The sequence below is a fragment of the Flavobacterium johnsoniae genome, assembly GCF_030388325.1.
GTDB lineage: Bacteria > Bacteroidota > Bacteroidia > Flavobacteriales > Flavobacteriaceae > Flavobacterium > Flavobacterium johnsoniae_C.
The window spans coordinates 1,803,592-1,827,558 of the sequence record NZ_CP103794.1 but is presented as its reverse complement, the minus strand read 5'-3'; the positions used below and the strand labels follow the sequence as shown (position 1 = coordinate 1,827,558).

Below are 23,967 nucleotides of genomic sequence, written 5' to 3'. Positions count from 1 at the left end.
GCAAAATTATAAAATTTTTGCAACCCAACCAAGTTTTTAATCTATTGTATTTGAAGCAGTTTTAATCTGCTCGATTTGTCTTATTTATCGTCTCCCAGTATTTTATAAGTGATAGATTGCAGAATCGACAAAATAACACTAAAAATCAATGCTGTCCAGAAAGAATTGACCTCAAAGCCTCCAACAATTTTAGTACATAATAAAATAATTATAGCATTGATTACTAATAAAAATAATCCAAGCGTTACGAAGGTAACCGGTAAGGTCAGCAATACTAAAATTGGTTTTATAAAAACATTCAGCAATCCTAAAACTACTGCAACAATTACAGCTGTACCAAAACTTGCAACATGCACTCCAGTTAAAATGTTAGACAACAATAAAACGAGGGCAGCAGTAACAAGGAGTCTAAGTAATAATTTCATGGTTATTCAGGTTTAAAATTTATTTAAAAATACTAAAATTTTTATCAAATTTGATTATTCTTTTAAAAACTCTGTTGTTAGTTCAAAAAAGATTTTTGGGTTTTCGGCATGAAGCCAATGCCCAGCGTTTGGAATTGTTTCTAATTTAAAACTTGGAAAATGCTTACGAATTTCATCTAAATCTGAATCCTGAATATAACCCGAATTTCCTCCACGAATAAATAATGTAGATTTATCAAAAACTAAACCTTCAGGCAAAGGTTTACCAATCGCATCGAGATTATTATTGAAAACTTCCAGATTAAATCTAAAAGCCAATTGTCCCGGTTCTTTCCAATATAGATTTTTCAATAAAAATTGACGTGTTCCAAAATCTGAAACATATTGCGACACTATTTCTTCTACATCATTTCGGCTTGGTTTTACCGAAAAATCGACAGCATTTAATCCTGCCAAAATATCCTGATGATGTTGTTTATAAAATCTCGGACCAATATCTGCCACAATCAATTTATCTACAATTTCAGGATGTGTTGTTGCAAAAAGCATGGCAACTTTTCCGCCCATCGAATGTCCGAGAATATCAATTCTAGTTAAATTATTAGCTTGACAATATTCGTATACATCCTGAACCATCGCTTCATAACTCCATTCATCCGAATGAAAACTGCGTCCGTGGTTTCTTAAATCTAAAATATGAACCTGAAATCCAGCTTCTACATATTGACCTGCTAAAGTTTTCCAGTTGTCAGACATTCCTAGAAATCCGTGCATGATGATAAATGGTTTTCCTTCGCCTTCTATTTTTGAGTAAAGCATATATATATTTTGATTTTAAAACATTACAAAAGTAGAAAACTTATCCCAATTAATAAACAAAACACATTGTCAGCAAGTTAACATATTTAACAAAAAATATTCTACATTTTTACGGTTTCCCGTAATCCATTTTCAAACTTAAAATGTATCTTGCAACAGAAAATAAAGTCAGAAAAATCTTTATTTAAAAAACAATTAAAAACCTTAAATCATGATTAAAAAATTCATTTTGTTATCTTTAGTTGCTTCACAACTTATGATTTCATGTTCTAGCGACGACAGTAATGATAAGCCAGAAACAGAACAAACCATTGAAGAACAAATTGCTGAATTATTAAAACAGCCTTACTCAAGTCTTACTCCAGCCCAGCAAAAAACAAAATTAGAAGCTGAAGCTAATGAAATGCTTACACAATTAGAAAAAACAAAAACTTCTGGAGCCATTGAGGCTTTAGAAAATTTATCAAGATTGTTAGGTGTTAACAAAATTGATATTTTTAGTGGAAAAAACAGTAACAAAGTAGAAGACATTTTGAATATTTCTGGAGTATACGGAGTATACACTTGGAATAATACAAATCAAATTTGGGTTAAAACTGCTTCAAGTACAGAATTAAAGTTTGTTTTTCCTGCGAAAAAATCTCAAACAGCAAATAATGCAGTTTTTACTTCTAAAAGTATTTCTTCTGACATTAAAGTAAAGTATCATGATAGTTATGTCTATAATGGTAATGCGACTGTAGATGTAAATGATTGGATTTTCCTTCCAACTTCTTCAGATGCAATCCTAACAATTGACAACAAAGAAGCCGCTACATTTACACAAACTGCAAAATATTCTAACGGAAAAGAAATACCTACAGAATCTGCTTTCAAACTGATTCTAAATGATGGCTACACTTGGGAAATGAGCAGCTTAAAAGCCGCAACAAACAACGCAAAAGCAACCTTAACTTATAACGGAAAGACCTTAATCGATTTTAATGGAGGAAGTAATTCTGAAATTGATAAATTATTAGACAACAAGGAGCTAATCCAATACAGAGGAAAAGCTAACGGATTGTTTAAATTAATGGAGAACTTTGTTATTATTGCAGATATGGATTTAGCAACTGAAGCGGCTGATAAGAATGCTCTATACAAAAACAACACTCCTCCTGCTTACTTAGATTCTAGCAATCCAAAAAGTGATTACAAAGCATATTACACTGCTTCGAACGCATACGAGAAAAAAATATCTGACGGAAACGCTGCTAATTTCAACAAAAACATGAAGTTAATTTTAGTTTCTAAGAAAGACGGAACCAAAATCGCTGATATCATTCAACATTCAGAAAAAGATGGTGAATATACATTTAATTTACCTACTTGGAATGCTCAAAACGGCTATTGGAGTTCATGGAATAGCAATGGAGAATCTTTCACACAGCCATATCTTTACGAAGCTTATTACCTAAAATTCAACGATAACACTGAAGTAGAAATGAGTGTTTATTTCTCTAAAGGTTTTGAAACATTTGAAACTAAATTTGAAGATTTCATTAAAGCTTTCGAAAAATAATAGCCTTTAAAATTATTCTTAAAGCCGATTTGAAATATTCAAATCGGCTTATTTTTTTGGAGGAGTTTTTACAATTATAGTACTCTGACCGTATCCTGCCCAAATACCAATTCCTCCTTTTATATTCGATTTTAAGCTAGTGTTGGATGGATAAATAGGATTTTTGCTATTTACAATTTCGTTCTGCCAGCTGTTCCAGAAATCTAACGCTTCTTTAGTTTGGGTTCTTAGTTTTACATAAATCAAATCTCCGTCAGCAAAATAAGGTGTAAATTTTGTTTTAGGAAACAATAGAACTCCCCTATTTATCTGTACTGAAACAGAAGCACTTTCGAAATTTTTATCATCTAAATTCCCATAAAAAGAAGGAACAAAAATCGGCTCTTCTCCATCAATCTTAGTAGCGATTTGATAGTAGTTTTTTTCATTTACAGGATCATCAAATTTCACAAAAACATAACCCGTTGTATCCGTTGCATTCTTCTTTATATATTCGGCACTTTTTAACTGCACTGATTTTGGAATTGAAGTTACAGCTTCAATTATACGATTTAAATATTCAATTTTAATGGTATATTCTTTCCCAGCTTCTCCTTTTAAAGTTGAACCAAAATACACAAAAGGCGGAATCCTGTTTTTATCATTTTTCACTCTTAAAACTTCTGAGTTCTGACCATCCGAAATTGTAATTTTTGCAGATCTAATAACATGATTTAAGACATTTGTAGAATCAATAACATCGGCTACCGGAATACTACTTGACAATAAAACATTAGCAAAATCACCTTCTTCAATCCAGCCTTCGACCACTATTTTTGATTCTAGATTTTTTTGCTCACTAAAATTATCATTTGAACAACTGATTATCGTTAAACCGAAAAGAAACAATAAATATTTTTTCATCTTTCTAAAATTTAAATCTCCAACTTACAGATGGAAGAATTCTGTATAATACTTTCTCTTCTTGTTTTACAACAACTTTATCCTTGTTTTCGTTTACTTCCACATCTAAAACTACGTAAATAGGATTTGAGATATTAAATGTATTATAGATTGAAAAATTCAAAGCGCTTTCTTTCTTGGAAGTTTTCACGAAATAGTAATTTGCAGAAAGATCTGTTCTAATATAGTTTGGCATTTGCGCATTATTATATCCTGAATATTCTTTGACTGGATTATTATTTATAAAATACCAAGAAGTCGGCATTGTAAATCTATTTCCGGAACCAAATATCTGCGTTATTCCAAAATTCCATTTGGCATTTAAATCATACATTCCAACTACAGAAAGATTATGTCTTCTGTCATATTTTGCAAAATAAGTTTTCCCGCCATTCAATTCGTCAAAATTGCGATCAGACCAGCTTAAAGTATAACTAAGCCAACCGCTAAATTTTCCGCTGTTTTTTTTCAACATTAATTCAAATCCATAAGCTTTTCCTTCTCCAACATACAAATCATTTTTAAGAGTGGTAATTTCATTGAATTGAGTTATTCCATAAGGATATTCAAGAAGATTTTTCATTGAACGGTAAAAGCCACCAAAAGATGAAGAAAATTGTCTAGTAATATTTTGATTTGAACCTATAGAAAATTCATTCGAAGATTGCGGCTTTATCCCATCAGAACTTGCAATCCAGAAATCAGTAGGAATACCAACGCTTGAAGTCGTAATTAAACTTAAATATTGATATTGTCTGTTATAAGAAACATAAAACGAATAATTTTCATTTGCATAATAGTTCAAAACCATGCGAGGCTGAAAATGCAAATAAGAATCTGATTTTGCATTATAATAATTAATCCTAAGTCCTAAATCTGCAGTAATCTTTTCAAATAATTTAGGGTTAGCACTCACAAAAATTGCAGCTTCATTTGCAGAAATTGTTCTCTGCGAATAATTATCAGCCGTTGTCAGATTTTCTACGTTTACTTTTTGAGGTTGCAAATCATGATAAACATATTGCAATCCAGACTCAAACGGAATGTTTCCTATTGAAAATTTTATAGAATTTGTAAAACCAAAATCTTTCACAAACGAAGAAACTCCAAATTGAATTGTTGCCTGTTCCATATTCAGTTTATTCGAATATTGACTAAAGTAAAAAGAATTAGACATACTTACTTTAGGAGAAAAAACAGTATTTAAAGATGGTGAAACGGTAAAATTACTCCATTTTAAATCGGTTTTCAGTGCAAGATTTCCATCTTTTATTTTTAATTCGTCTCCGCTCACAAAGCCGTTTAATGAAAGTAAATTATTTTTAGAAATCTGAAATAGAAAAGTAAAATTAGCATCAGAAAAACCATATTTCATATTTTGAACATCATTGTTTGAACCCGATTTTAACATTGGTCCCATAACCTCGTCGATATATGTTTTTCTTCCAGAAAGATAGAATCCTGCCTTATCATTTAAAGGAACTGCCAAAGTCAATTGCGAAGCCAAAACACCAGCATTTCCTTGAATTGAAAATTCGGATGGTACTTTTTTATTGGTATTCAAAAGTGTCGTAGAACTTAAACGACCACCATATTTTGGATTGGAACTCGATTTATCAAATTCTACATCTTTAATATGATCTGTATTGTAAAAAGGGAAGATTCCTAACAAATGAGACATCCCATAAATAGGCGCTTCATTATAAAGAATTGCATTATGACCTGGATCTCCTCCACGAACGTACAAATATCCATTTGCATCTCCTGAGTTCTGAACCCCAGGCATTAATTGCAGTAATTTTATAACATCTGTAGTTCCTAAAACTGTTGGCACAGCATTTAATTCTTTCAAATTAAGAGAAAGCTTTCCTGCGGATAAAGTTTTTATAGCGCTTTTTTTACCATTTGGAACAATTACCTCTTTTAATTCCGAAACATCTTTTTCTAAAAAAATCGAAATTAAGGTGTCTTTTATAACATTGCAGTAAAGTGTTTTTGGTAAAAAATCAGAATGAGTAATTCTAATTACTAAATTTCCTGAAGGTATGACTTCAGAAAAACTTCCTGAACTATCAGCAACTGTATAAAAATGTTTTTTATTAATCTCTAAAGAGACACTTGCTCTAGCGAGCTTTTGATTATCGGAAGATGTTATAATTCCTGTTATCCTTACATCTGACTGAGCAAAAATATTAGAAAAACACAATAAAAAAAAGATAATGGCAGATTTCGACACTTAAATTTTAATAAGAAAAGTGCGAAAATAAACAATTATAACCCAATTGCATCAGGTTATAATTGTTTTAACTTTATTGTTACTTCAATTTATTCAAATACATATTTACAACGTTATCTAAACCAAGATAAAGCGCCTCTGAAATTAGAGCGTGTCCAATCGAAACTTCTAATAATCCTGGAATATTTTGTTTAAAAAACTGAATATTATCCAAACTTAAATCGTGTCCAGCGTTTATTCCTAAACCTAATTCATTTGCCAATTCGGCAGCTTTTGTATAAGGTTCAATTCCTTTTTTGTTTCCTAAATCATATTGTTGCGCAAAAGCTTCAGTATATAACTCAATTCTGTCTGTTCCCGTTTTTTTTGCACCTTCGATCATTTCTAAAACAGGATCAACAAAAATTGAAGTTCTGATTCCGTTTCTTTGAAATTCCTGAATAACTTCTGTTAAATATTCTTGATTTTTAATCGTATCCCAACCAGCAGAAGAAGTGATTGCACCAATTGCATCTGGAACCAAGGTTACTTGATCTGGCTTGCATTCTAAAACCAAATCAATAAAATTATGCTGCGGATTTCCTTCAATATTATATTCTGTTGTAACAACCGATTTTAAATCTCGCGCATCCTGATAACGAATATGGCGCTCGTCTGGACGCGGGTGAATCGTAATTCCTTGCCCACCAAAACGCTGAATATCTGCAGCTACTTTTAATAAATCAGGAACATTTCCTCCTCTAGCATTTCTAAGGGTTGCAATTTTATTGATATTTACACTTAACTTTGTCATATAAATAGATAATTAATTCTAGTAACTTATATTTGTTACGACAAAAATACAAAGTAAAACAGAGCGGTTTTCGGTATTTTTTGATTATTTTGCATCTAAATATCTTCAATTGATTTATGACAGAAATTACGAACTATATCACAAACGATTTCAGAGCGATTGATAGTCAAGAAACGATAGCATCGATTCAAGACTTTTTTATTGATGTAAATTTTTCTCATTTTCCGATTTTAGAAGATGGGATTTTTATCGGAAGCATTTCTTCTGATGATGTTGAAACATTTGATGTCGACAAAAAAGCGATTGACTACAAATATACTTTAGAACGTTTTTTTGCCAGAAAATCTATGATTTGGCTAGACGTTTTGGAGGTTTTCTCAAAAAACCACACCAATACAATTCCTGTTCTTGACGAAAACAACCTTTATGTTGGTTACTATGAAATGGAAGACATTATGAAGTTTTTTCAGGAAACTCCATTTTTAAAAGAACCCGGAGCTATTATTATTGTACAAAAAGGTCTTTTAGATTATTCTATGAGCGAAGTAAATCAGATTGTAGAAAGTAATAATGGAAGGGTTTTAGGGTGTTTCGTGTCTGAGGCAGATACAGAAAATGTTCAAATTACTGTAAAAATTGGTCTAGGAGCAATAAATGAAATTATTCAGACCTATAGAAGATATGGATATGAAATTATTTCAGAACATCAAGAAGACACCTATATTAATAGTTTAAAAGAACGTTCAGATTATTTAGACAAATACCTTAATATATAAGTTATGAATGTGCCAATGAGAAAATTAGTTAATTAGACAATTTTCGCATTTCCAATTATCTAATCGACACATTGACAAATTATCTAATTTAAAACTAATGAAAATAGCCATTTACGGACAATATTATCAAAATAGTACAGAACCTATTATAAAAGACATTTTCAAGTTTTTCAATTCCAATAATGTAGAAATGGTAATTGAAGAAAACTTTCTGAAAATGCTTTATGAAAAGCAGCTGGTAAAAAAAGAATACAAAACATTTCCTTCCAATTCTGCTTTAGACAATAGTTTCGAAATGCTTATTAGTATTGGTGGCGACGGTACTATTTTGAGAGCCGCAGCTTTTGTTCGTAATTCGGGCGTTCCTTTGTTAGGTATTAATGCAGGAAGACTGGGTTTTCTTGCCAAAGTTCAAAAGGAAAATATCGACATTTTACTTCAATATGTTATTGATCAAAATTACACTACTTCGGAACGCACCTTGTTAGGATTAACCGCTGATCCTAAAAATGATGCTTTTGAAGAACTTAATTTTGCAATGAATGAAGTTACCGTAAGTAGAAAAGATACAACTTCGATGATTACTGTGGAGACTTATTTAAACAATGAATATTTAAATTCTTATTGGGCAGATGGACTAATTATCTCAACGCCAACTGGTTCTACAGGATATTCTTTAAGTTGCGGCGGACCTATTCTGACTCCAGATGTAAAAAGCCTTGTAATTACGCCTATTGCCCCGCATAATTTAACTGCCAGACCACTTGTTATTCCAGATGACACCGAAATTACTTTGCGTGTAACAGGAAGAGAAGATCAATATTTAGTTTCTTTAGACTCTAGAATTTCTTCGGTAAAAAACGAATCTATTTTAAAAATAAAAAAGACCGATTACAAAATTAAAATGGTCGAAATACCAGGCGAAACTTTCCTAAAAACTTTAAGAAATAAATTGCTCTGGGGAGAGGATAAAAGAAATTAAAATCTTTTCTGAATACCCACTATACGATAATAGCACATTTTCTCGTTCTGCTTGTAGTGAATCATCATTAAATGGCTCAAAATCATATTATAAATTGAAAAAAAAGCACATTTAACCAAAGGAACTTTGATTCGTATTGATAATTATTATATTTGCACGCAATTTTGAATTAAATGAAGAAAATTTTTAATTTATTGTTATGTTTTTTCCCCTTTATTACACTTAACGCTCAGATTAACGAGATAGGTGTTTTTCTTGGCGGAAGCAACGTTGTTGGTGACGTAGGTAAAACAACTTACATTGCCCCAGAAAAACTAGCTTTTGGTGTTCTTTACAAATGGAATAGAAGTCCGAGACACTCATGGCGCTTCTCTTACACACAGTCAAATGTTAGCGGAAATGATTTTAAATCGGATGAAACTGGAAGAAACCAAAGAGGATACCGTTTTGATAATGACATTAAAGAGCTTTCTGCTGGTTTAGAATTTAATTTCTTTGATTTCAACTTGCACGATTATCATCCAAAAATAACACCTTATATATTCTCTGGATTAAGTTTCTTTCTCTACGATAATTTATATCGATTCGACACAGCTCCGGATGTAATATATTCTCAAAAGAATACGCATTCTTTTGCTATACCTATTATATTAGGTATAAAATCGAATATAACGCCACGTCTTATTTTAGCAGCCGAAGCTGGAGTACGTTATACTTTTACAGATAACATAGACGGAAGCAATCCGAAGACGAGTAATACGAATATTTTAAAATTTGGAAATCTAAACAACAATGACTGGTACGTTTTTTCGGGTCTTACCTTAACGTATACCTTTGGAAAAAAACCTTGCTATTGCGCAGAATAAAATGAATTTACTAGAATCAATAGATCACACGAACTTACCTAAACACCTAGCCATTATTATGGACGGTAACGGACGATGGGCAAAACAGCAAGGCTTTTTGCGTGCGTTTGGCCATGAAAATGGAACAAAATCTGTAAAAGAAATAATCAAAACCTCTGCAAAGCTCGGAATTGAATATTTAACGCTATATGCTTTTTCTACAGAAAACTGGAATCGCCCTAAATTAGAAGTTCAGGCATTGATGAAAATATTGATTAATTCATTAAAAAAAGAACTAACTACCCTTCAAGAAAACAATATAAGACTTAATGCAATTGGAAATCTTGAAAAATTGCCAAAAACAGCTCAAAAAGAACTTTTGGATGTAATTGAAAAAACCAAAAATAATACGAGATTAACACTAACACTGGCTTTAAGTTACGGATCACGAGAAGAATTAGTAAATGCCGTGAAAATCATCAGCGATAAAGTTAAAAATAATATAATTTCAATAGACACTATTGACGATTCAATTATAAATGAGCATCTTTACACGCAAAATTTACCAGACGTAGATTTATTAATACGAACAAGTGGAGAACATAGAATAAGTAATTTTTTGCTGTGGCAGATAGCTTACGCAGAATTATATTTTACTAATGTCTTGTGGCCAGACTTTAAAGACCAAGATTTATATGAGGCTATTATTAGTTATCAAAAAAGAGAACGTAGATTTGGAAAAACCAGTGAACAAATTAAATAATTTTTTAGTGTTGCAAAAAAAAATACAAATAGTCCTTACCCTTTTACTTTTGGGTAGTTTTTCACAAATTAAAGCACAAGAAAGAGTTCCTTTTGATCAAGGGAAAAAATATATTCTAGCCAAAGTTTCTGTTGTTGGTAAAATAAGCTTTAACGAGCAGACGGTTGTAACTTTTTCTGGTCTGCAAAAAGGTCAGGAAATTACAGTTCCTGGAGAAGAGATCAGTAGTGCAATTAAGAAATTAGGCAAACTAGGACTTTTTGACGAAATCTCTTTTTACGTTAATAAGGTAGAAAATGACAGTATCTATTTAGACTTAGATATAGTTGAGCTTCCAAAATTAAACGAAGTTAAAATCGTTGGTGTTAAAAAGAGCAAAATAGAAGGCTTAATTAAAGACAACAACCTGACAAAGAACAAGATTGTTAACGAAAATTTAATTACTACGACAAAAAATTACATTGAAAATAAATATAAAAAAGAAGGTTTTTATAACACAAAAGTTACCATAACTAATACTCCAGATACCATCAATGGGCACCAAGTTAATATGCTTGTGAGAATTGATAAAGGAGATAAAGTTAAAATTAGCAGTATTGATTTTACTGGAAATAAACAGCTAACTGGCACTCAGTTACGCGCGGCCATGAAAGACACTAAGCAAAAGAATTTCATTCGTGTTTTTAAAGCTTCGAAATTTATACCAGAAAAATACAAAACCGATTTAGAAAAGGTAATTGCAGCGTACAAGGAAAAAGGATATCGTGATGCTCGTATTATTTACGATTCTGTTAAATACAACAAGCAAAAAAACACTCTTGCTATCAAAATTAATGTAGAAGAAGGAAACAAATACTACTTCGGAAATATTAAGTTCTTAGGAAACACCGTTTATTCAGATCAACTTTTGAGCCGTTATTTAGGTATTAAAAAGGGAGAAACTTACAACGGAGTTTTATTAGAAAAAAGAATTGCAGACAAGTCAAAACCAGACGCAGAAGACATTACCAACTTATATCAAAACAACGGTTATTTGTTCTCAAACATTAACGCTGTGGAGGTAAAAACGGTTAATGATACTATCGATTTTGAAATTAGAGTAACAGAGGGGCCAATTGCATATTTCAACAAAATTACTGTTGTTGGAAATGACAAAACAAATGACCATGTAATCTATCGTGAATTAAGAACAAAACCAGGAGAAAAATACAGCAAAGAACAATTAGTAAGAACCATTCGTGAGATTGGACAATTAGGTTTCTTTGATCCAGAGGCAATTGATCCTAAGTTTAAAAATGTTGATGCTGGGGCAGGAACGGTTGATATTGAATATAACGTAGTAGAAAAAGGATCTAGTCAAGTAGAGCTCCAAGGAGGTTACGGCGGTGGAGGTTTCATTGGAACATTAGGACTTTCATTTAACAACTTCTCCGCAAGAAAGATGTTTGATAAAGAAGCCTACAAACCTTTACCAATGGGAGACGGGCAAAAAGTAGCACTTCGTTTACAAGGTAGTACCTATTTCCAAACGTATAGTTTATCATTTTCAGAGCCTTGGTTTGGAGGAAAAAAACCAGTCCAATTTAGTTCATCAATTTCGTACAGTAAGCAATTTCTAAACAATTTCGTCACTAGAACTGTTGATAAAACCAGAAGTTTTAACATTCTTACATTACAAGTTGGTTTAGCAAAAAGATTAACTGTTCCAGATGATTATTTTGTACTTTCACAATCTGTAAGTTATCAGCATTATGATTTGAACAATTATAATACAGGTCTATTTACTTTTGGTAATGGTGCATCTAGAAACTTAGCATACACTATTGGGCTTTCAAGAAGTAATAAAGGTGTAAATCCAATTTTCCCTACTTACGGATCTGAATTCAGTATTTCTGCTAAAGTTACTCCGCCTTACTCATTGTTTAACGGAATTGATTATGCTGATTTGCAGAACCAAAAAGAATATAAAACAAAATATACAGGAACAACAACTACAACTGGTATTGACGGACAGGCAATAAATCCAGGTGATTACACCAAGACTGAAACAGTAAATGGTCAATCGGGAACTGTAAGTGTTGGATCAGATTTTTCAAGTGCAGATACAGATATTGCAAAAGTCGATCAGAAGAAATACAATTGGTTAGAATATTATAAAGTTAAATTTAAAGCAGATTGGTATACTAAAGTATACGGTAAGTTAGTATTAAGAACCCTTACAGAATTTGGTTTCTTAGGAGCTTATAATCAGGATAGGGGTGTAATTCCTTTTGAACGTTTTTATTTAGGAGGTGATGGTATGGCACAGTACTCAATGGATGGTAGAGAGACTATTCAGTTGAGAGGTTATCCAAACAACTCTTTGACTCCTGTGAACGCAGCTGGAGATCCAATTGGAGCAACTGTTTACAACAAGTTCTCTATGGAGCTTCGTTATCCAATTACTTTAAAAGCATCGGCTTCTATTTATGCATTAACATTCTTAGAAGCAGGTTCATCTTATCCTAATTTTAAAGATTACAACCCGTTTGACTTAAATCGTTCTGCTGGTGCTGGTTTACGTGTATTCATGCCTGCATTTGGATTATTAGGAATTGACTTTGGTTACGGATTTGACGCTCTTCCAGGACAAACAAAACCTAATGGTTGGGAAACACACTTTATTATTGGACAACAATTTTAAAGAAATTACGTTTGGTTAAAAATCATCAAATAAAGTTATGTTATGAGAAAACAATTTTTATTTATATTTTTAGCCTTGATTGTAGCAAATACAAGTCAGGCACAAGGTAAGACGACTAGAATTGGCTACATCGACATGGAGTATATTTTAGAAAATGTTTCCGATTACAAAGAAGCTAAATCACAATTAGAGCAAAAAGCTCAAAAGTGGAAACAGGAAGTTGAGGCTAAAAAATTAAATATAAATACTTTAAAGGAAAGCTTAAAAACAGAAAAAGCTTTACTTACCAAAGAATTAATAGAAGAAAGAGAAACTGAGATCAAGTTTCTTGAACAGGAAATGATAGATTATCAGCAGAAGCAATTTGGTTCTGACGGTAATTTGATGCGACAAAAAGCAGCTTTAGCAAAACCAATTCAAGATCAAGTTTTTACTGCTGTTCAAGATATTGCGGAAGCTAAAAATTACGATTTCATTTTTGATAAGTCATCAGATTTGACGATGCTTTTTAGCAATAAAAGATTTGACATCAGTGATCAAGTTTTAAGAGTTATAAATCGTTCTGAAAAACGTGAACAGCTTACTAAAAAACAATTAAAAGATCAGGAAGCAAAAGAAAATCTTGAAAATGCAATTGATGAAAATCCAGCAATGGCAGATCGTCAAAAAGCACTAGACGAGAAAAAAGCGGCTAGAGAAAAATTGATTCAAGATAGAAAGCTTGAGCAGGAAGCTAAGAGAAAGGAATATGAGGATAGAAGAAATGCTTTAGCAGCAGAAAGAGAAGCTAAAAAAAATGGCACGGTTTCTGGAACAGCTAAAACAACAGAAACGCCAACAACAGAAGCTGCAAAAACATGTACAACTGCTAAACCTGCCGCTACATCAGCCGCACCTAGCACAAATGGCACTGAACAAGCGCCAACCGCTGAGCCAACAATGACTAAGGCAGAAGAAAGACAGATGCTTTATGAACAGCGTAAAAAAGAGTTGGAAGAGAAAAGAAAGAAAATTTTAGAAGAAAGAGAAGCGGCTAAAAAAGCAAAAGAAGCCGAAACACAAAAAACAAATACGACCAATAATTAATTAATATTTTAAAAATGATGAAACAAATCAAAACTTTACTAATTGCTGCAATTCTTATTTTAGGAGCAAGTAACACAATGAACGCACAAGCGAAGGTAGCTCATGTTGATGTAAGCGAGATCATGTCGAAAATGCCTGCTATGCTAGATGCTCAAAATCAACTGCAAAAATTAAGTGGTACATACGATGCTGAATACAAAAAAATGGTTGATGAGTACCAAACAAAAATGAAAAAGTATGAAGCTGAAGTTACTACTGTAACAGAAGCGGTTAATAATGATCGTTCTAAAGAAGCTCAAGACATGCAAAAAAGAATTGTTGACTACAGAGACAATGCACAAAAAGAGCTACAACAAAAAGAAACTGATATCGTAAAACCATTAATGGAAAAAGTAAGAGCTTCTATCCAAAAAGTTGGAAAAGCTAAAGGTTTCCAATATGTTTTAGATGGTTCTACTTTATTATTAGCTGATGGTCCAAACATTACTGCTGATGTTAAAAAAGATTTAGGATTCTAAGAAATTAAATCCTCATAATTAAACTGCTCAATTTTATAATTTGAGCAGTTTTTTTTTACAAAAAATTAAAACTTAGCTACAATAATATTTCAATTTTTGAATTAACTTAGAGTAAAAAATTATTGTAAAAAATATTAAATTTGCTTTATGACAAACAACAATCCTATAGGCGTTTTTGATTCTGGTATTGGAGGAACTTCCATTTGGAGCGCCATTCATGACTTGCTTCCAAACGAAAAAACTATATATCTGGCTGACAGCAAAAATGCTCCCTATGGGCAAAAAAGCAAAGATGAAATTGTTGCATTGAGTAAAAAAAATGTTGAGTTTTTACTCGATAATAATTGTAAATTAATTGTTGTTGCTTGTAATACTGCGACAACAAATGCAATACGAGAATTACGTGCTGATTATGATATTCCATTTGTTGGAATTGAACCCGCTATAAAGCCTGCTGCAAATAATTCACAGACACAAGTTATTGGAATTTTGGCTACGAAAGGAACTTTAAACAGTGAGCTGTTTAATAAGACTGCAGAAATGTTCCAAAACACCACAATTATTGAGCAAGTTGGTTATGGTCTTGTACAACTTATTGAAGACGGAAATCTATATTCTCCAGAAATGACGCAATTATTAGAGTCTTATTTACAGCCAATGATTGATGCCAATATCGATTATCTTGTCTTAGGATGCAGTCATTATCCGTATTTGATTCCGCAGATAAAAAAAATTCTCCCAGATCATATTAAAATAATAGATTCAGGAGAAGCTGTTGCAAGACAAACTAAAAATTTACTTCGAGATAAAGTTGGTTTTTCAGATAGTTTAGAAAATAATCCCGTTTTTTATGTCAATTCTAATCCAGCTGTTTTAGAATCAATTTTAGAACATAAATATTCGGTAATCAAAAAGGACTTTTAATTATTATTCAATTTTTCGCTTGACGAACCAAATTCCGTCTAAAGATAAATTGAGGGATATTTTATGATAATTCTCTTTTATTAAATCATTAGCTATTCTTCCTTTTTGTCCATATGAATAGGAAACATTTAGAGAAGAAAAAGTGTTGTCAATTGGTAGATTAAGTCCAATCGAAAATGAAGCATTATTGATACGTTCTTTATTCACTTCAAGATATCCTGTATCATAACTTATACCCGCGGCATATCCTACTCTATCCCAATATTTTCGAACATTCTTTTTAGCACTATACGTAAATCCAAGCGCAAAACGATCTTGGTTTACAAAATTACCGTACAATTCAGATTGTTTTGTATCGTTCCAAAAACTTTTCTCATAATCCAATGTTGCATTTAAGTTGTTTTTGAATCTTTTACTAACTCCAAAACCTATCTCAAGCGGCATGTAATAATCATCGGTATCTGAAGGCTGTTCAGACTCTACAGTTGTTTCAACTTCATCAGCAATGCTGGTTACCGATTGAATTTTGGACGCCCTTACTCTTGTTGGAGCCTTAACAGTTGATGCAATAATAAAGGTTGAATCTATTTTAAACTGCGTTCCCAAAGTAGCGCGAACCCCTGAATAGTTTGTTTTTTTATTTATTGTAGTAATCGCATTTGAAATTAAAAAAGCACGTTCGTCAACGGTATTCCCAAAAAGTGCTGTTGCCGTTACTCCTAAACTTAATTTTTTTCCAAATCGATAACCGTATGAAAAATCCAAGTTATTCAACCCTCCTGAACCTTGTGCGCTTACATAATAATATTCCTGACTGTCTGCTATTGGCAATTTCAAATTTGAAATTTTAAAAACAGAACTAGAATAAGGCTGAAGCGAAAAACTGAAACCAGAATTTTTAGTTACAGGAAACGCTAAAGCTATATGCGAAAACTGAAAATTATTTCGTTTTTCTGTACGCGAACTACTCTGATATGTAGTTGCAATAGCTTTTCCACCAATATCAAAAAGAAAATGATTTTGATACATAAACCCAAGCGATGCTGGATTCAAATTATTAATAAAACTATCCGAAGGCAAAGCCATTCCAGAAAAACTGGTTGAAGATAAATATCCAAAATTGGAATCGTATAAACTTCCGACACCGTATAAAGAATATGGCGAACTGGAAATACTTTGAGAAAACGAAGTCAGCGACATCAAGATGAAGCAGCTCCATAAGACAATTTTATTTTTCATTTAATAAGAGATGTAATAAATTTTGAGCTGAATTTTATTGTTCAAATGTTTCTGATCGCCTAAAACAATTCTATTGACTGATTTAGAAATTGATGGCAAGGTTAGTATAAGTGAAGACCTTGAATCTGACTGTTTCAGCATTTCTTTCTGCAGAAAATTTCCGATCGGAATTGTGTAGCCGATGTTTTCATTAAATTCGTCACTTTTTTTATTTAATATTCCATAAACTGTAGAATTCGCAGAATTTACTAATGTTGAACTTATCCTATTTAAATTGTCTCCAACATAAACACTTAAAGAATCCGCCAACGGATATTGATCTGAATAAGAATTATTTACGGGCTTCAGAATTAACTGCGCATCAACAATAGCTCCATTGGTGGCAATGTTTTTAAACTGTTTAATGTTTGGAAATTCTATTTTACAGGCTACACCAGTTCCAGATTGAATAAATCCTTGATTATTTGTCAATGAGCTGGATAACTTACTACTAGAAATGGGGAGATTTTGAAGAATTGTTCCCGTCCTATCCAGAGAAATCGAATTGAACTGTTTTGCCACGTCTGCAATAGTAAAATCGATTATAAAAGGAACTTCATCTGCCTCTGCCTGATATTTTGAATAATACATTCTGACTTTGCTTGTAGAAACGCTAAAACCAATAACATTAGCAGAATTAGAAGTTTCTGGCACTAAAACCAATCCTTTTAGATATTCGGTAAAACTGTCAAAATCTGTAATTTCCCTTTTTTTTATTTTTTGAAAAAGAGCCGATCCAAATTCGTCATTCATTCTAATATTAATCGAATCTTTTTCTGTTGGTCTAGGTTTAAAAGATATAGTTCCTAAACTTTGAGAATCGTATGCTAAAGTCGAATTATTATAAAAATTACTATCATCGGTATTAGGCTTAACTTTCTGCGTTAATCTATGAATATTAAAAGTTTGCACTTTTGTTGTATCACCATAATAATAATTATCATATTTAAGAATCATCGAAATTGAATCGAAAACATAATTTACTGCCTGGGTATCTGAACCCGTATTATTTAAGGCATAAGTAGTTGTAGAAAGTTGGAAATAACTATCTGATTTTACTTTTCCAAAAACAGGATCTTCATAATTACCAATTAAAATTCTTGATCGGTTTGAGGTTACGAGCGAATCAAAATTAATTGTTGACATTTCTACCGTAACGGTATCAATCATAATAACTTTATTGCTTAACGCCAAATAATCTGATCCAACTGTAAACTCACCTGTATCGGTGTCTGTACCACATGAAAATAGTGTTAGTACAAAAAGCAATATCAATATAAACTTGTGCATAATTTATTTTTTGAGCAAATATAAAATGCAAGCTTTCGTGACACACTATAACATATACTACCGCCCTTTTTCTGGCTATAAATCATAGAAAACCATCTATGAGCGGTATTGCGTTTATAAAAATTAATTCGACCTTAAAAAAGCCTGATTTGTCTATCAAAACACGTCATATATATATCTTCTTTTTTTTAAGACGGTCATACGCCTAATTTTGAGCCAATAAAATAAATAATGAAAGTAAGGTTTTTAATTTGTTCTCTTTTTTTGATTTCTGTTTTAAGTATCAAGGCTCAGGAAAATTTTGCCGCTTACGCGAACATCAAAATGGAGCCAACAGAAAAAATAAATTTCAGCGAAACCAACATTGGTATTTTCTATCAAAAAAAACTGGGAACAAAAAATCAAATCTCGAATACATTAGAATATTCTAGTCTGAAAGTAAATTATGATTTAAATCAATATGATTTTTATGCAGATCAGGAACGATTCACTCAAATTCAAAACAACTTTCAATATTCGAATCAATTATTAGAAAAAACAAAACTGAGAATCTCGGTTATACCGACAGCAAATTTTCAGGAAAATTTAGATTTTAAAGATATAACCGTTTTAGGAAATCTAGAAGTTGAACAACAATTAAGTTCTAAAATAAAAGTAATACTTGGAGCCGGAAGAACATCAGTTTTTGGAGCACCAAAATTTACTCCAATTGCAGCTTTTGATTATAAAATGAATGAGAAAACAAATTTTAGAATTGGATTTCCAGATTCGAAAGTTTCTTATTCAAACAATGAAAGAAACAAGTTCAGTTTGACAAATAGTTTTAATGGAAATTTTTATCATTTAAATGAAATAAACAATACCGACAAAGCAGAAAAAGCTGTTTTGTCTCAAATGACATCAGCGTTAGAATACGAAAGAAATGTAAGCAATAATTGGTTTTTAAATTTTAAAGCTGGTTATGATTTTAATAAAAAATACAATTTGTTAGACAGTAGTGACCACAAAGTTTACGACTATAATAGCGGTAATGGTTACGTTTTAGGAATAGGGATCAAATACAAACAATAAATATTAAATACACTATGATTAATCTAAAAAAAGGAATTTTATTCACAGCGCTTTTTTCGTGCCTCTTTTTTGTAAGCTGCAGCAATGACGATGATGACGATGATTTAATTGGGAACTGGATAAAAAAATCAGCTTTTGATGGCCCAGCAAGATCTAGTGCAACAAGTTTTGTTATTGGAGATTACGCTTACATTGTTGGCGGTTATACAGGAGATGTCTATTTAAAAGATTTATGGATTTATAATTCAAATGGCGATTACTGGGAACAAAAGGCCGATTTTACAGGCGTAGGAAGAAGTTCTGCTTCTAGTTTTGCTTTAAACGAAAAAGGCTACGTAGGACTTGGTTATGATGGAACAAACAAATTAAAAGATTTCTTTCAGTACGATCCTTCTGCAAACAGCTGGACACAAAAAGCAGATTTTGGCGGAACAGCTCGTTATGCTGCTGTTGGTTTTCAAGTTGGAGGAAAAGCCTATTTTGGAACGGGTTATGACGGAAATTATCTTAAAGATTTCTATCAATACGATGATCAAGCCAACACTTGGACACTTGTAAACGGCTTTAGCGGAAACAAAAGACGTAACGCTACCGTTTTTGTAATTGCAGACAAAGCATACTTAGTAACGGGTGTAAACAACGGAACTTATCAAGAAGATTTCTGGGAATTTGACCCTTCAAATGATACTTGGACAAGAAAAAGAGATGTTGATAAAGATACCGACGACGATTACACTTACAATGACGAATATGCAATTGTTCGTGCAAATGCTTCAAGTTTTTCTATGAGCGGTTTAGGTTATATTGTTGGTGGAGAGAACATCAAAACTGTTTGGGAATATAATCCAACAACTGACTTATGGACTGAAAGAACTCCAATGGAAGGCGCTACAAGAACCGATGCTGTTGGTTTTGCAATCAATAATCGTGGTTTTTATATGTTAGGAAGAGTTGGTTCTACTTACTTTGATGACGCTTGGGAATTTAAACCACTGGAAGAGCAAAATGACGATGACAACTAATACCAAACAATTCTTCTGGAGTAAAATCCAGAAGAATTTAATGATTTTTACGATCCTTGTAATTTTTGCTTCTTGCACTAAAAAAGAGGCTCTAAAAACTAATGTTTTTAAAATAAATTCAGGATGGGGATATACAATTGCTTACAAAGAAAAAGTTCTAATTAAGCAATCGGTTATTCCGGTAATAAGCGATAATAAAAGTTTTGAAACAGAAAGCGACGCTCTAAAAGTAGCCGATTTTGTAAAGCAAAAACTCAAACAAAACTTATCTCCAACGGTAACCAAAAATGACTTAATTTTATTAAAAATAAAATTCTAAATGCAGATCGATACCATTAAAAATACTGGCTATAACAAAATTTTATTCCACTGCGCCATTTGGATATTCTTTATTTTAACTTCTTTAATTCAATTTTACGAAAGTCCGTTTAAGATAAATAATGACTTCTACGCTCAATGGTCAACAGGAATTGTATTGTTTTACTTGAACTATTTTTATTTGGTTCCAAATTATTTACTGCAAAAAAAATATTGGCTTTACTTTTCATCTGTCTTTATCCTAATTGCTGTATTTATGATTATTCGACTGAATTATTTTATTCCAGAGTTTAGACATTTAAGACCTGAAAATATAACGCCAAGAATGATGCCAACCGATGTGAGGATTTTTGATAAAGGTCCGCACAGAAGAATCGAAATGCGACAACCGCTTTTCTTTAAAATTGGTCCGTCATTTTTCTATATTTTGATTATTACCATTTCTGCGATTATCAGAACATTAACTGAATTTTATAATAATCAGCAAAATAAACTGATTGCCGAAACGCACAGAACAAATACTGAATTAATTTATCTGCGAAAACAAACCAATCCGCATTTTTTATTCAATTCTTTAAATAGTATTTATTCCTTGGCACACAAAAAATCTGATTTGGTCCCTGATGCCATCGTGACTTTGTCTGAGCTTATGCGCTACATGCTTTATGAGACAGACAATAAAACGGTGGCTTTAGAAAAAGAGGTCAATTATATTCAGAACTATATAGAATTACAAAAACTACGATTAAACAATATTGAAGACATTGTGATTAATGTGCACGGCGATACTAGAAACAAGTTTATTGAACCATTATTACTGATTTCTTTTGTCGAAAATGCTTTTAAATACGGAACTGACTACAAAGGCGCTGCTCACGTAAAAATTAAAATCCTGATTACTGATAACAATCTTGATTTTTGGATTGAAAATTCTATCGAAAATTATGTGAAAGATCCTGAAAATTCAGGAATCGGATTAGTAAATATCCAAAATCGTCTTGATTTGCTTTATCCAAACGCGCACGAACTAACGATTACTCAAGATAGTGCTTATTATCGAGTTCATTTGAATTTAAAATTGGATGAAATAAAGACCTCAATGCATTAAACAAAACTAATTAAGATAACTATTAACATTAATGCATAATTTTAATTTCTTAATCAGTATTTTATGAAAATTTTAAAACTTAATTCACTGGTTTAAAATTACTTTTGAATGCCGAAACAAATTATAAACCTAATTCTGAAAAAATGAAATGTGTAATTATTGATGATGAACCTTTAGCAGTAGAATTATTGCAGGATTTTGTCAAGAAAGTAGACTCATTAGAATTGATCAATTCTTTTAATAATGCAATTGACGCGGTTTCATTTATCAATCAGAATAATGTTGATTTGGTTTTCTTGGACATTCAGATGCCACATTTTTCAGGAATTGATTTTCTAAACACAATCGAAAAAAAGCCTTTGGTAATTTTTACTACTGCCTATTCTGATTATGCCGTTGAAGGGTTTAATCTTGGTGCAGTTGATTATTTAGTAAAGCCAATTCCTTTTCATCGTTTTTTAAAAGCAGTTGTTAGAGCGCAGCAAGCTCTGCAGCCATCAGCTCCTCAGGTTATTTCTGAGAATACAAATGCACCAGAAATCGAACAAGATTTCATGTTTGTGAGAGCCGAATATGAAAATGTAAAATTAAACTTTGCTGATATTCTTTTTATCGAAGGATTAAAAGATTACGTAAAAATATATACAACAGATAATAAATTTACGCTAACTTTAATTAGCTTGATTAAACTTGAAAATCTACTTTCTAGTAAAGGTTTTGCTAGAATTCACAGATCGTATATTATCAATATCAAACATGTAAAATCGATTCAGAAAAATAAGGTTTTGATAAGCGATAAGAGAATTCCAATTAGTGAAAGTTATAAAAACACTTTCTTTGAAAAAATCAACCTTTAGTTTTTAAATTCCAAAAAAAAATCCAAATTCCGATAAGTTTAAACTTTTCAGAATTTGGAATTTCTTTATTTTTTTATAATTATTCTTCGTTTTTAAACCAACCAGAATACATTACATAATTATTTGAAATACGCTCAATTTCTCCTGCAAAATCAGACTGATCGATATCTTTTACTTTTTTAGCCGGAACGCCTGCATAAATACTTCCTGAAGCTACAACTGTATTTTGAGTTACTACAGCTCCAGCAGCAATAATAGCGTTACTTTCGACAACACAATTATCCATAACAATCGCGCCCATTCCGATTAAAACATTGTCATGAATTGTGCAACCGTGAACAATTGCATTATGTCCGATTGAAACATTATTCCCAATAATAGTTGGATGTTTTTGATAAGTGCAATGAACAACAGCACCGTCTTGGATGTTTACTTTATTTCCAATTTTAATAAAATTAACATCTCCACGAATAACGGTATTAAACCAAACACTACAAGATGTTCCAAAAGTTACATCTCCAACAATAGTTGCATTTTCGGCAACGTAACAATCTTCTGGAATTGAAGGTGATTTTCCGTTTACAGATTTAATCAGCATAAAATAAAATTTAATTAATTGCTGGACAGTTACAATCGTAACGTTCTTTTCTACAGAATAAGTTAACTCCTAAAGTAATTTGATGGTAACCGCCTGTATCAAATTTCACGTCTCCCGTTACTTGAGAATAAGTGTAAGCAAACATGAAATTCTTAAAGTTAACTCCAACAATCGGAGTAAAATATTGTAATTTTTGAGATGCCACTCCCGTTCCCGAAACGTATTGAGCGCCATCAAAACTTCTTCTATAAGATAATGCAGCCCAAAGACTTCCAAAATCCATGTTTTTGTAGGCTTTCATATTCAAATCGAGCGTTTTCTCTTTCGTTTGATCAAACAACTGAAAAAGAATAGAAGGCTCCCAAGTCCAATTATCATTTTTACCAAAAACATAACCTGCGCTCAATAAAAACTTTCTTAGATTATCGCTTTCATAATCTGTATACAACTCTCTTCTAGTCTCTAACAATCCCTGAACTGTTGCATGTGCATAAAAATCCAGATAATTATAAGAAGCTCCGACGTCTACATTAAAATAAGAATCTTTTTGAATTGAACCGAAAACCGCAGGATCAAAAGTTCCTCCAAATTTAGTTTCATCCAATTGATTTTGTATCAAACCGCCGCTAATTCCAAAAGACAACTGATTCAAATCAACTTCATCTCTAGAAAACATAATATGATGAGCGTAAGTTAATTTTACTCCCTTTTGAGAATGATACCCATTTTTATCATTAAAAATAATTATACCAGCTCCAGAACGTTCACCAAGTCTTCCGTTAAAACTTAAAGTCTGCAAAGTTGGAGCATCTTCTTGCCCAAACCATTGTTTTCTGGCAGTTAATCGAACTTTAGCACAGTTCGCCGCACCAGCCATAGACGGGTGAATTAAGTAATAATTGTCAGACAAATAATCAGAATAAACAGGTATTCCTTCTTGAGAGTAAGAATAAAATGTTGTAATGAGAAAAATTAATAAAACCCTGATTTTTAATTTCATAAAGACAATTTTGTATCGATATAATTTTCACTCCTGCAATTTAACACGATTTCTTTGAGAAGAGTCTTAATT

The 23,967-nt window shown here is 31.9% G+C and carries 23 protein-coding genes; 14 read left to right on the top strand and 9 right to left on the bottom strand.

What is annotated here, in order from left to right:
- Nucleotides 1–80: 80 nt before the first annotated feature.
- Together NYQ10_RS08030 and NYQ10_RS08025 are read right to left on the bottom strand one after the other, a co-directional pair.
- Complete coding sequence (locus NYQ10_RS08030) at nucleotides 81–425, bottom strand: phage holin family protein (protein ID WP_276175174.1); 345 nt, start codon at nucleotides 423–425, stop codon at nucleotides 81–83.
- 54 nt (nucleotides 426–479) lie between these two features.
- The gene (locus NYQ10_RS08025; RefSeq protein WP_289879805.1) at nucleotides 480–1,244 is read right to left on the bottom strand and encodes an alpha/beta fold hydrolase; all 765 of its coding nucleotides are present in this window, start codon (nucleotides 1,242–1,244) and stop codon (nucleotides 480–482) included.
- A gap of 211 nt (nucleotides 1,245–1,455) precedes the next feature.
- Between NYQ10_RS08025 and NYQ10_RS08020 the strand changes: the two genes are divergently transcribed.
- Nucleotides 1,456–2,805 carry a hypothetical protein gene (locus NYQ10_RS08020; RefSeq protein WP_289879804.1) on the top strand — a complete coding sequence of 450 codons (1,350 nt, stop codon included), beginning with the start codon at nucleotides 1,456–1,458 and terminating at the stop codon, nucleotides 2,803–2,805.
- 48 nt (nucleotides 2,806–2,853) lie between these two features.
- Here NYQ10_RS08020 and NYQ10_RS08015 read toward each other — a convergent pair whose 3' ends face one another.
- The 3 genes from NYQ10_RS08015 to NYQ10_RS08005 all read right to left on the bottom strand — a co-directional run bounded on the left by NYQ10_RS08015 (nucleotide 2,854) and on the right by NYQ10_RS08005 (nucleotide 6,776).
- A complete protein-coding gene (locus NYQ10_RS08015) occupies nucleotides 2,854–3,708 on the bottom strand; it encodes a DUF4249 domain-containing protein (RefSeq protein WP_289879802.1) in 855 nt (284 codons plus the stop codon).
- 4 nt (nucleotides 3,709–3,712) lie between these two features.
- The gene (locus tag NYQ10_RS08010; protein WP_289879801.1) at nucleotides 3,713–5,983 is read right to left on the bottom strand and encodes a TonB-dependent receptor; all 2,271 of its coding nucleotides are present in this window, start codon (nucleotides 5,981–5,983) and stop codon (nucleotides 3,713–3,715) included.
- A gap of 79 nt (nucleotides 5,984–6,062) precedes the next feature.
- Nucleotides 6,063–6,776: a pyridoxine 5'-phosphate synthase gene (locus NYQ10_RS08005; protein WP_289879798.1), complete on the bottom strand. Its 714-nt coding sequence runs from the start codon at nucleotides 6,774–6,776 to the stop codon at nucleotides 6,063–6,065.
- 116 nt (nucleotides 6,777–6,892) lie between these two features.
- Here NYQ10_RS08005 and NYQ10_RS08000 point away from each other — a divergent pair, with 116 nt between their 5' ends.
- From NYQ10_RS08000 to murI, 8 genes are all read left to right on the top strand, one after another.
- Nucleotides 6,893–7,552: a CBS domain-containing protein gene (locus tag NYQ10_RS08000; RefSeq protein ID WP_289879796.1), complete on the top strand. Its 660-nt coding sequence runs from the start codon at nucleotides 6,893–6,895 to the stop codon at nucleotides 7,550–7,552.
- A 97-nt stretch (nucleotides 7,553–7,649) separates the two neighbouring features.
- The gene (locus tag NYQ10_RS07995; protein WP_276175178.1) at nucleotides 7,650–8,534 is read left to right on the top strand and encodes an NAD kinase; all 885 of its coding nucleotides are present in this window, start codon (nucleotides 7,650–7,652) and stop codon (nucleotides 8,532–8,534) included.
- Nucleotides 8,535–8,707: 173 nt separating this feature from the next.
- Complete coding sequence (locus NYQ10_RS07990; RefSeq protein ID WP_289879793.1) at nucleotides 8,708–9,400, top strand: DUF6089 family protein; 693 nt, start codon at nucleotides 8,708–8,710, stop codon at nucleotides 9,398–9,400.
- A 1-nt stretch (nucleotide 9,401) separates the two neighbouring features.
- On the top strand, nucleotides 9,402–10,142 hold the full coding sequence (locus NYQ10_RS07985; RefSeq protein WP_289881016.1) for an isoprenyl transferase: 741 nt from the start codon (nucleotides 9,402–9,404) through the stop codon (nucleotides 10,140–10,142).
- On the top strand, nucleotides 10,075–12,825 hold the full coding sequence (locus tag NYQ10_RS07980; protein ID WP_289879792.1) for a BamA/OMP85 family outer membrane protein: 2,751 nt from the start codon (nucleotides 10,075–10,077) through the stop codon (nucleotides 12,823–12,825). Before NYQ10_RS07985 ends, NYQ10_RS07980 begins: the two co-directional genes overlap by 68 nt.
- A gap of 42 nt (nucleotides 12,826–12,867) precedes the next feature.
- Nucleotides 12,868–13,911 carry an OmpH family outer membrane protein gene (locus NYQ10_RS07975; RefSeq protein ID WP_289879790.1) on the top strand — a complete coding sequence of 348 codons (1,044 nt, stop codon included), beginning with the start codon at nucleotides 12,868–12,870 and terminating at the stop codon, nucleotides 13,909–13,911.
- Between the two features lie 14 nt (nucleotides 13,912–13,925).
- Nucleotides 13,926–14,429: an OmpH family outer membrane protein gene (locus NYQ10_RS07970; RefSeq protein ID WP_276175182.1), complete on the top strand. Its 504-nt coding sequence runs from the start codon at nucleotides 13,926–13,928 to the stop codon at nucleotides 14,427–14,429.
- A gap of 147 nt (nucleotides 14,430–14,576) precedes the next feature.
- Complete coding sequence (gene murI / locus NYQ10_RS07965; protein ID WP_289879788.1) at nucleotides 14,577–15,353, top strand: glutamate racemase; 777 nt, start codon at nucleotides 14,577–14,579, stop codon at nucleotides 15,351–15,353.
- A 3-nt stretch (nucleotides 15,354–15,356) separates the two neighbouring features.
- Here the strand turns inward: murI and NYQ10_RS07960 are convergent, their stop codons facing one another.
- Nucleotides 15,357–16,592: an aromatic hydrocarbon degradation protein gene (locus NYQ10_RS07960; RefSeq protein WP_289879787.1), complete on the bottom strand. Its 1,236-nt coding sequence runs from the start codon at nucleotides 16,590–16,592 to the stop codon at nucleotides 15,357–15,359.
- Nucleotides 16,593–17,921, bottom strand: coding sequence for a DUF4270 family protein (locus NYQ10_RS07955; protein ID WP_289879785.1), 1,329 nt, complete (start codon nucleotides 17,919–17,921; stop codon nucleotides 16,593–16,595).
- 231 nt (nucleotides 17,922–18,152) lie between these two features.
- On the opposite strand from NYQ10_RS07955, the gene NYQ10_RS07950 reads away from it, so the two are divergent.
- From NYQ10_RS07950 to NYQ10_RS07930, 5 genes are all read left to right on the top strand, one after another.
- A complete protein-coding gene (locus NYQ10_RS07950) occupies nucleotides 18,153–18,992 on the top strand; it encodes a DUF6268 family outer membrane beta-barrel protein (RefSeq protein ID WP_289879783.1) in 840 nt (279 codons plus the stop codon).
- Nucleotides 18,993–19,006: 14 nt separating this feature from the next.
- Complete coding sequence (locus NYQ10_RS07945) at nucleotides 19,007–20,014, top strand: Kelch repeat-containing protein (RefSeq protein WP_276175187.1); 1,008 nt, start codon at nucleotides 19,007–19,009, stop codon at nucleotides 20,012–20,014.
- Nucleotides 20,004–20,333, top strand: a complete 330-nt coding sequence (locus NYQ10_RS07940) for a DUF4907 domain-containing protein (protein WP_289879782.1) — start codon at nucleotides 20,004–20,006, stop codon at nucleotides 20,331–20,333. The genes NYQ10_RS07945 and NYQ10_RS07940 overlap by 11 nt, the downstream gene beginning before the upstream one ends.
- Nucleotides 20,334–21,440: a sensor histidine kinase gene (locus NYQ10_RS07935; protein ID WP_289879780.1), complete on the top strand. Its 1,107-nt coding sequence runs from the start codon at nucleotides 20,334–20,336 to the stop codon at nucleotides 21,438–21,440.
- A 143-nt stretch (nucleotides 21,441–21,583) separates the two neighbouring features.
- Nucleotides 21,584–22,297 carry a LytR/AlgR family response regulator transcription factor gene (locus NYQ10_RS07930; RefSeq protein WP_289879776.1) on the top strand — a complete coding sequence of 238 codons (714 nt, stop codon included), beginning with the start codon at nucleotides 21,584–21,586 and terminating at the stop codon, nucleotides 22,295–22,297.
- 79 nt (nucleotides 22,298–22,376) lie between these two features.
- Here NYQ10_RS07930 and NYQ10_RS07925 read toward each other — a convergent pair whose 3' ends face one another.
- The gene (locus tag NYQ10_RS07925) at nucleotides 22,377–22,895 is read right to left on the bottom strand and encodes a gamma carbonic anhydrase family protein (protein ID WP_289879774.1); all 519 of its coding nucleotides are present in this window, start codon (nucleotides 22,893–22,895) and stop codon (nucleotides 22,377–22,379) included.
- 10 nt (nucleotides 22,896–22,905) lie between these two features.
- Nucleotides 22,906–23,895, bottom strand: coding sequence for a PorP/SprF family type IX secretion system membrane protein (locus NYQ10_RS07920; RefSeq protein WP_289879773.1), 990 nt, complete (start codon nucleotides 23,893–23,895; stop codon nucleotides 22,906–22,908).
- Nucleotides 23,896–23,967 lie beyond the last annotated feature (72 nt).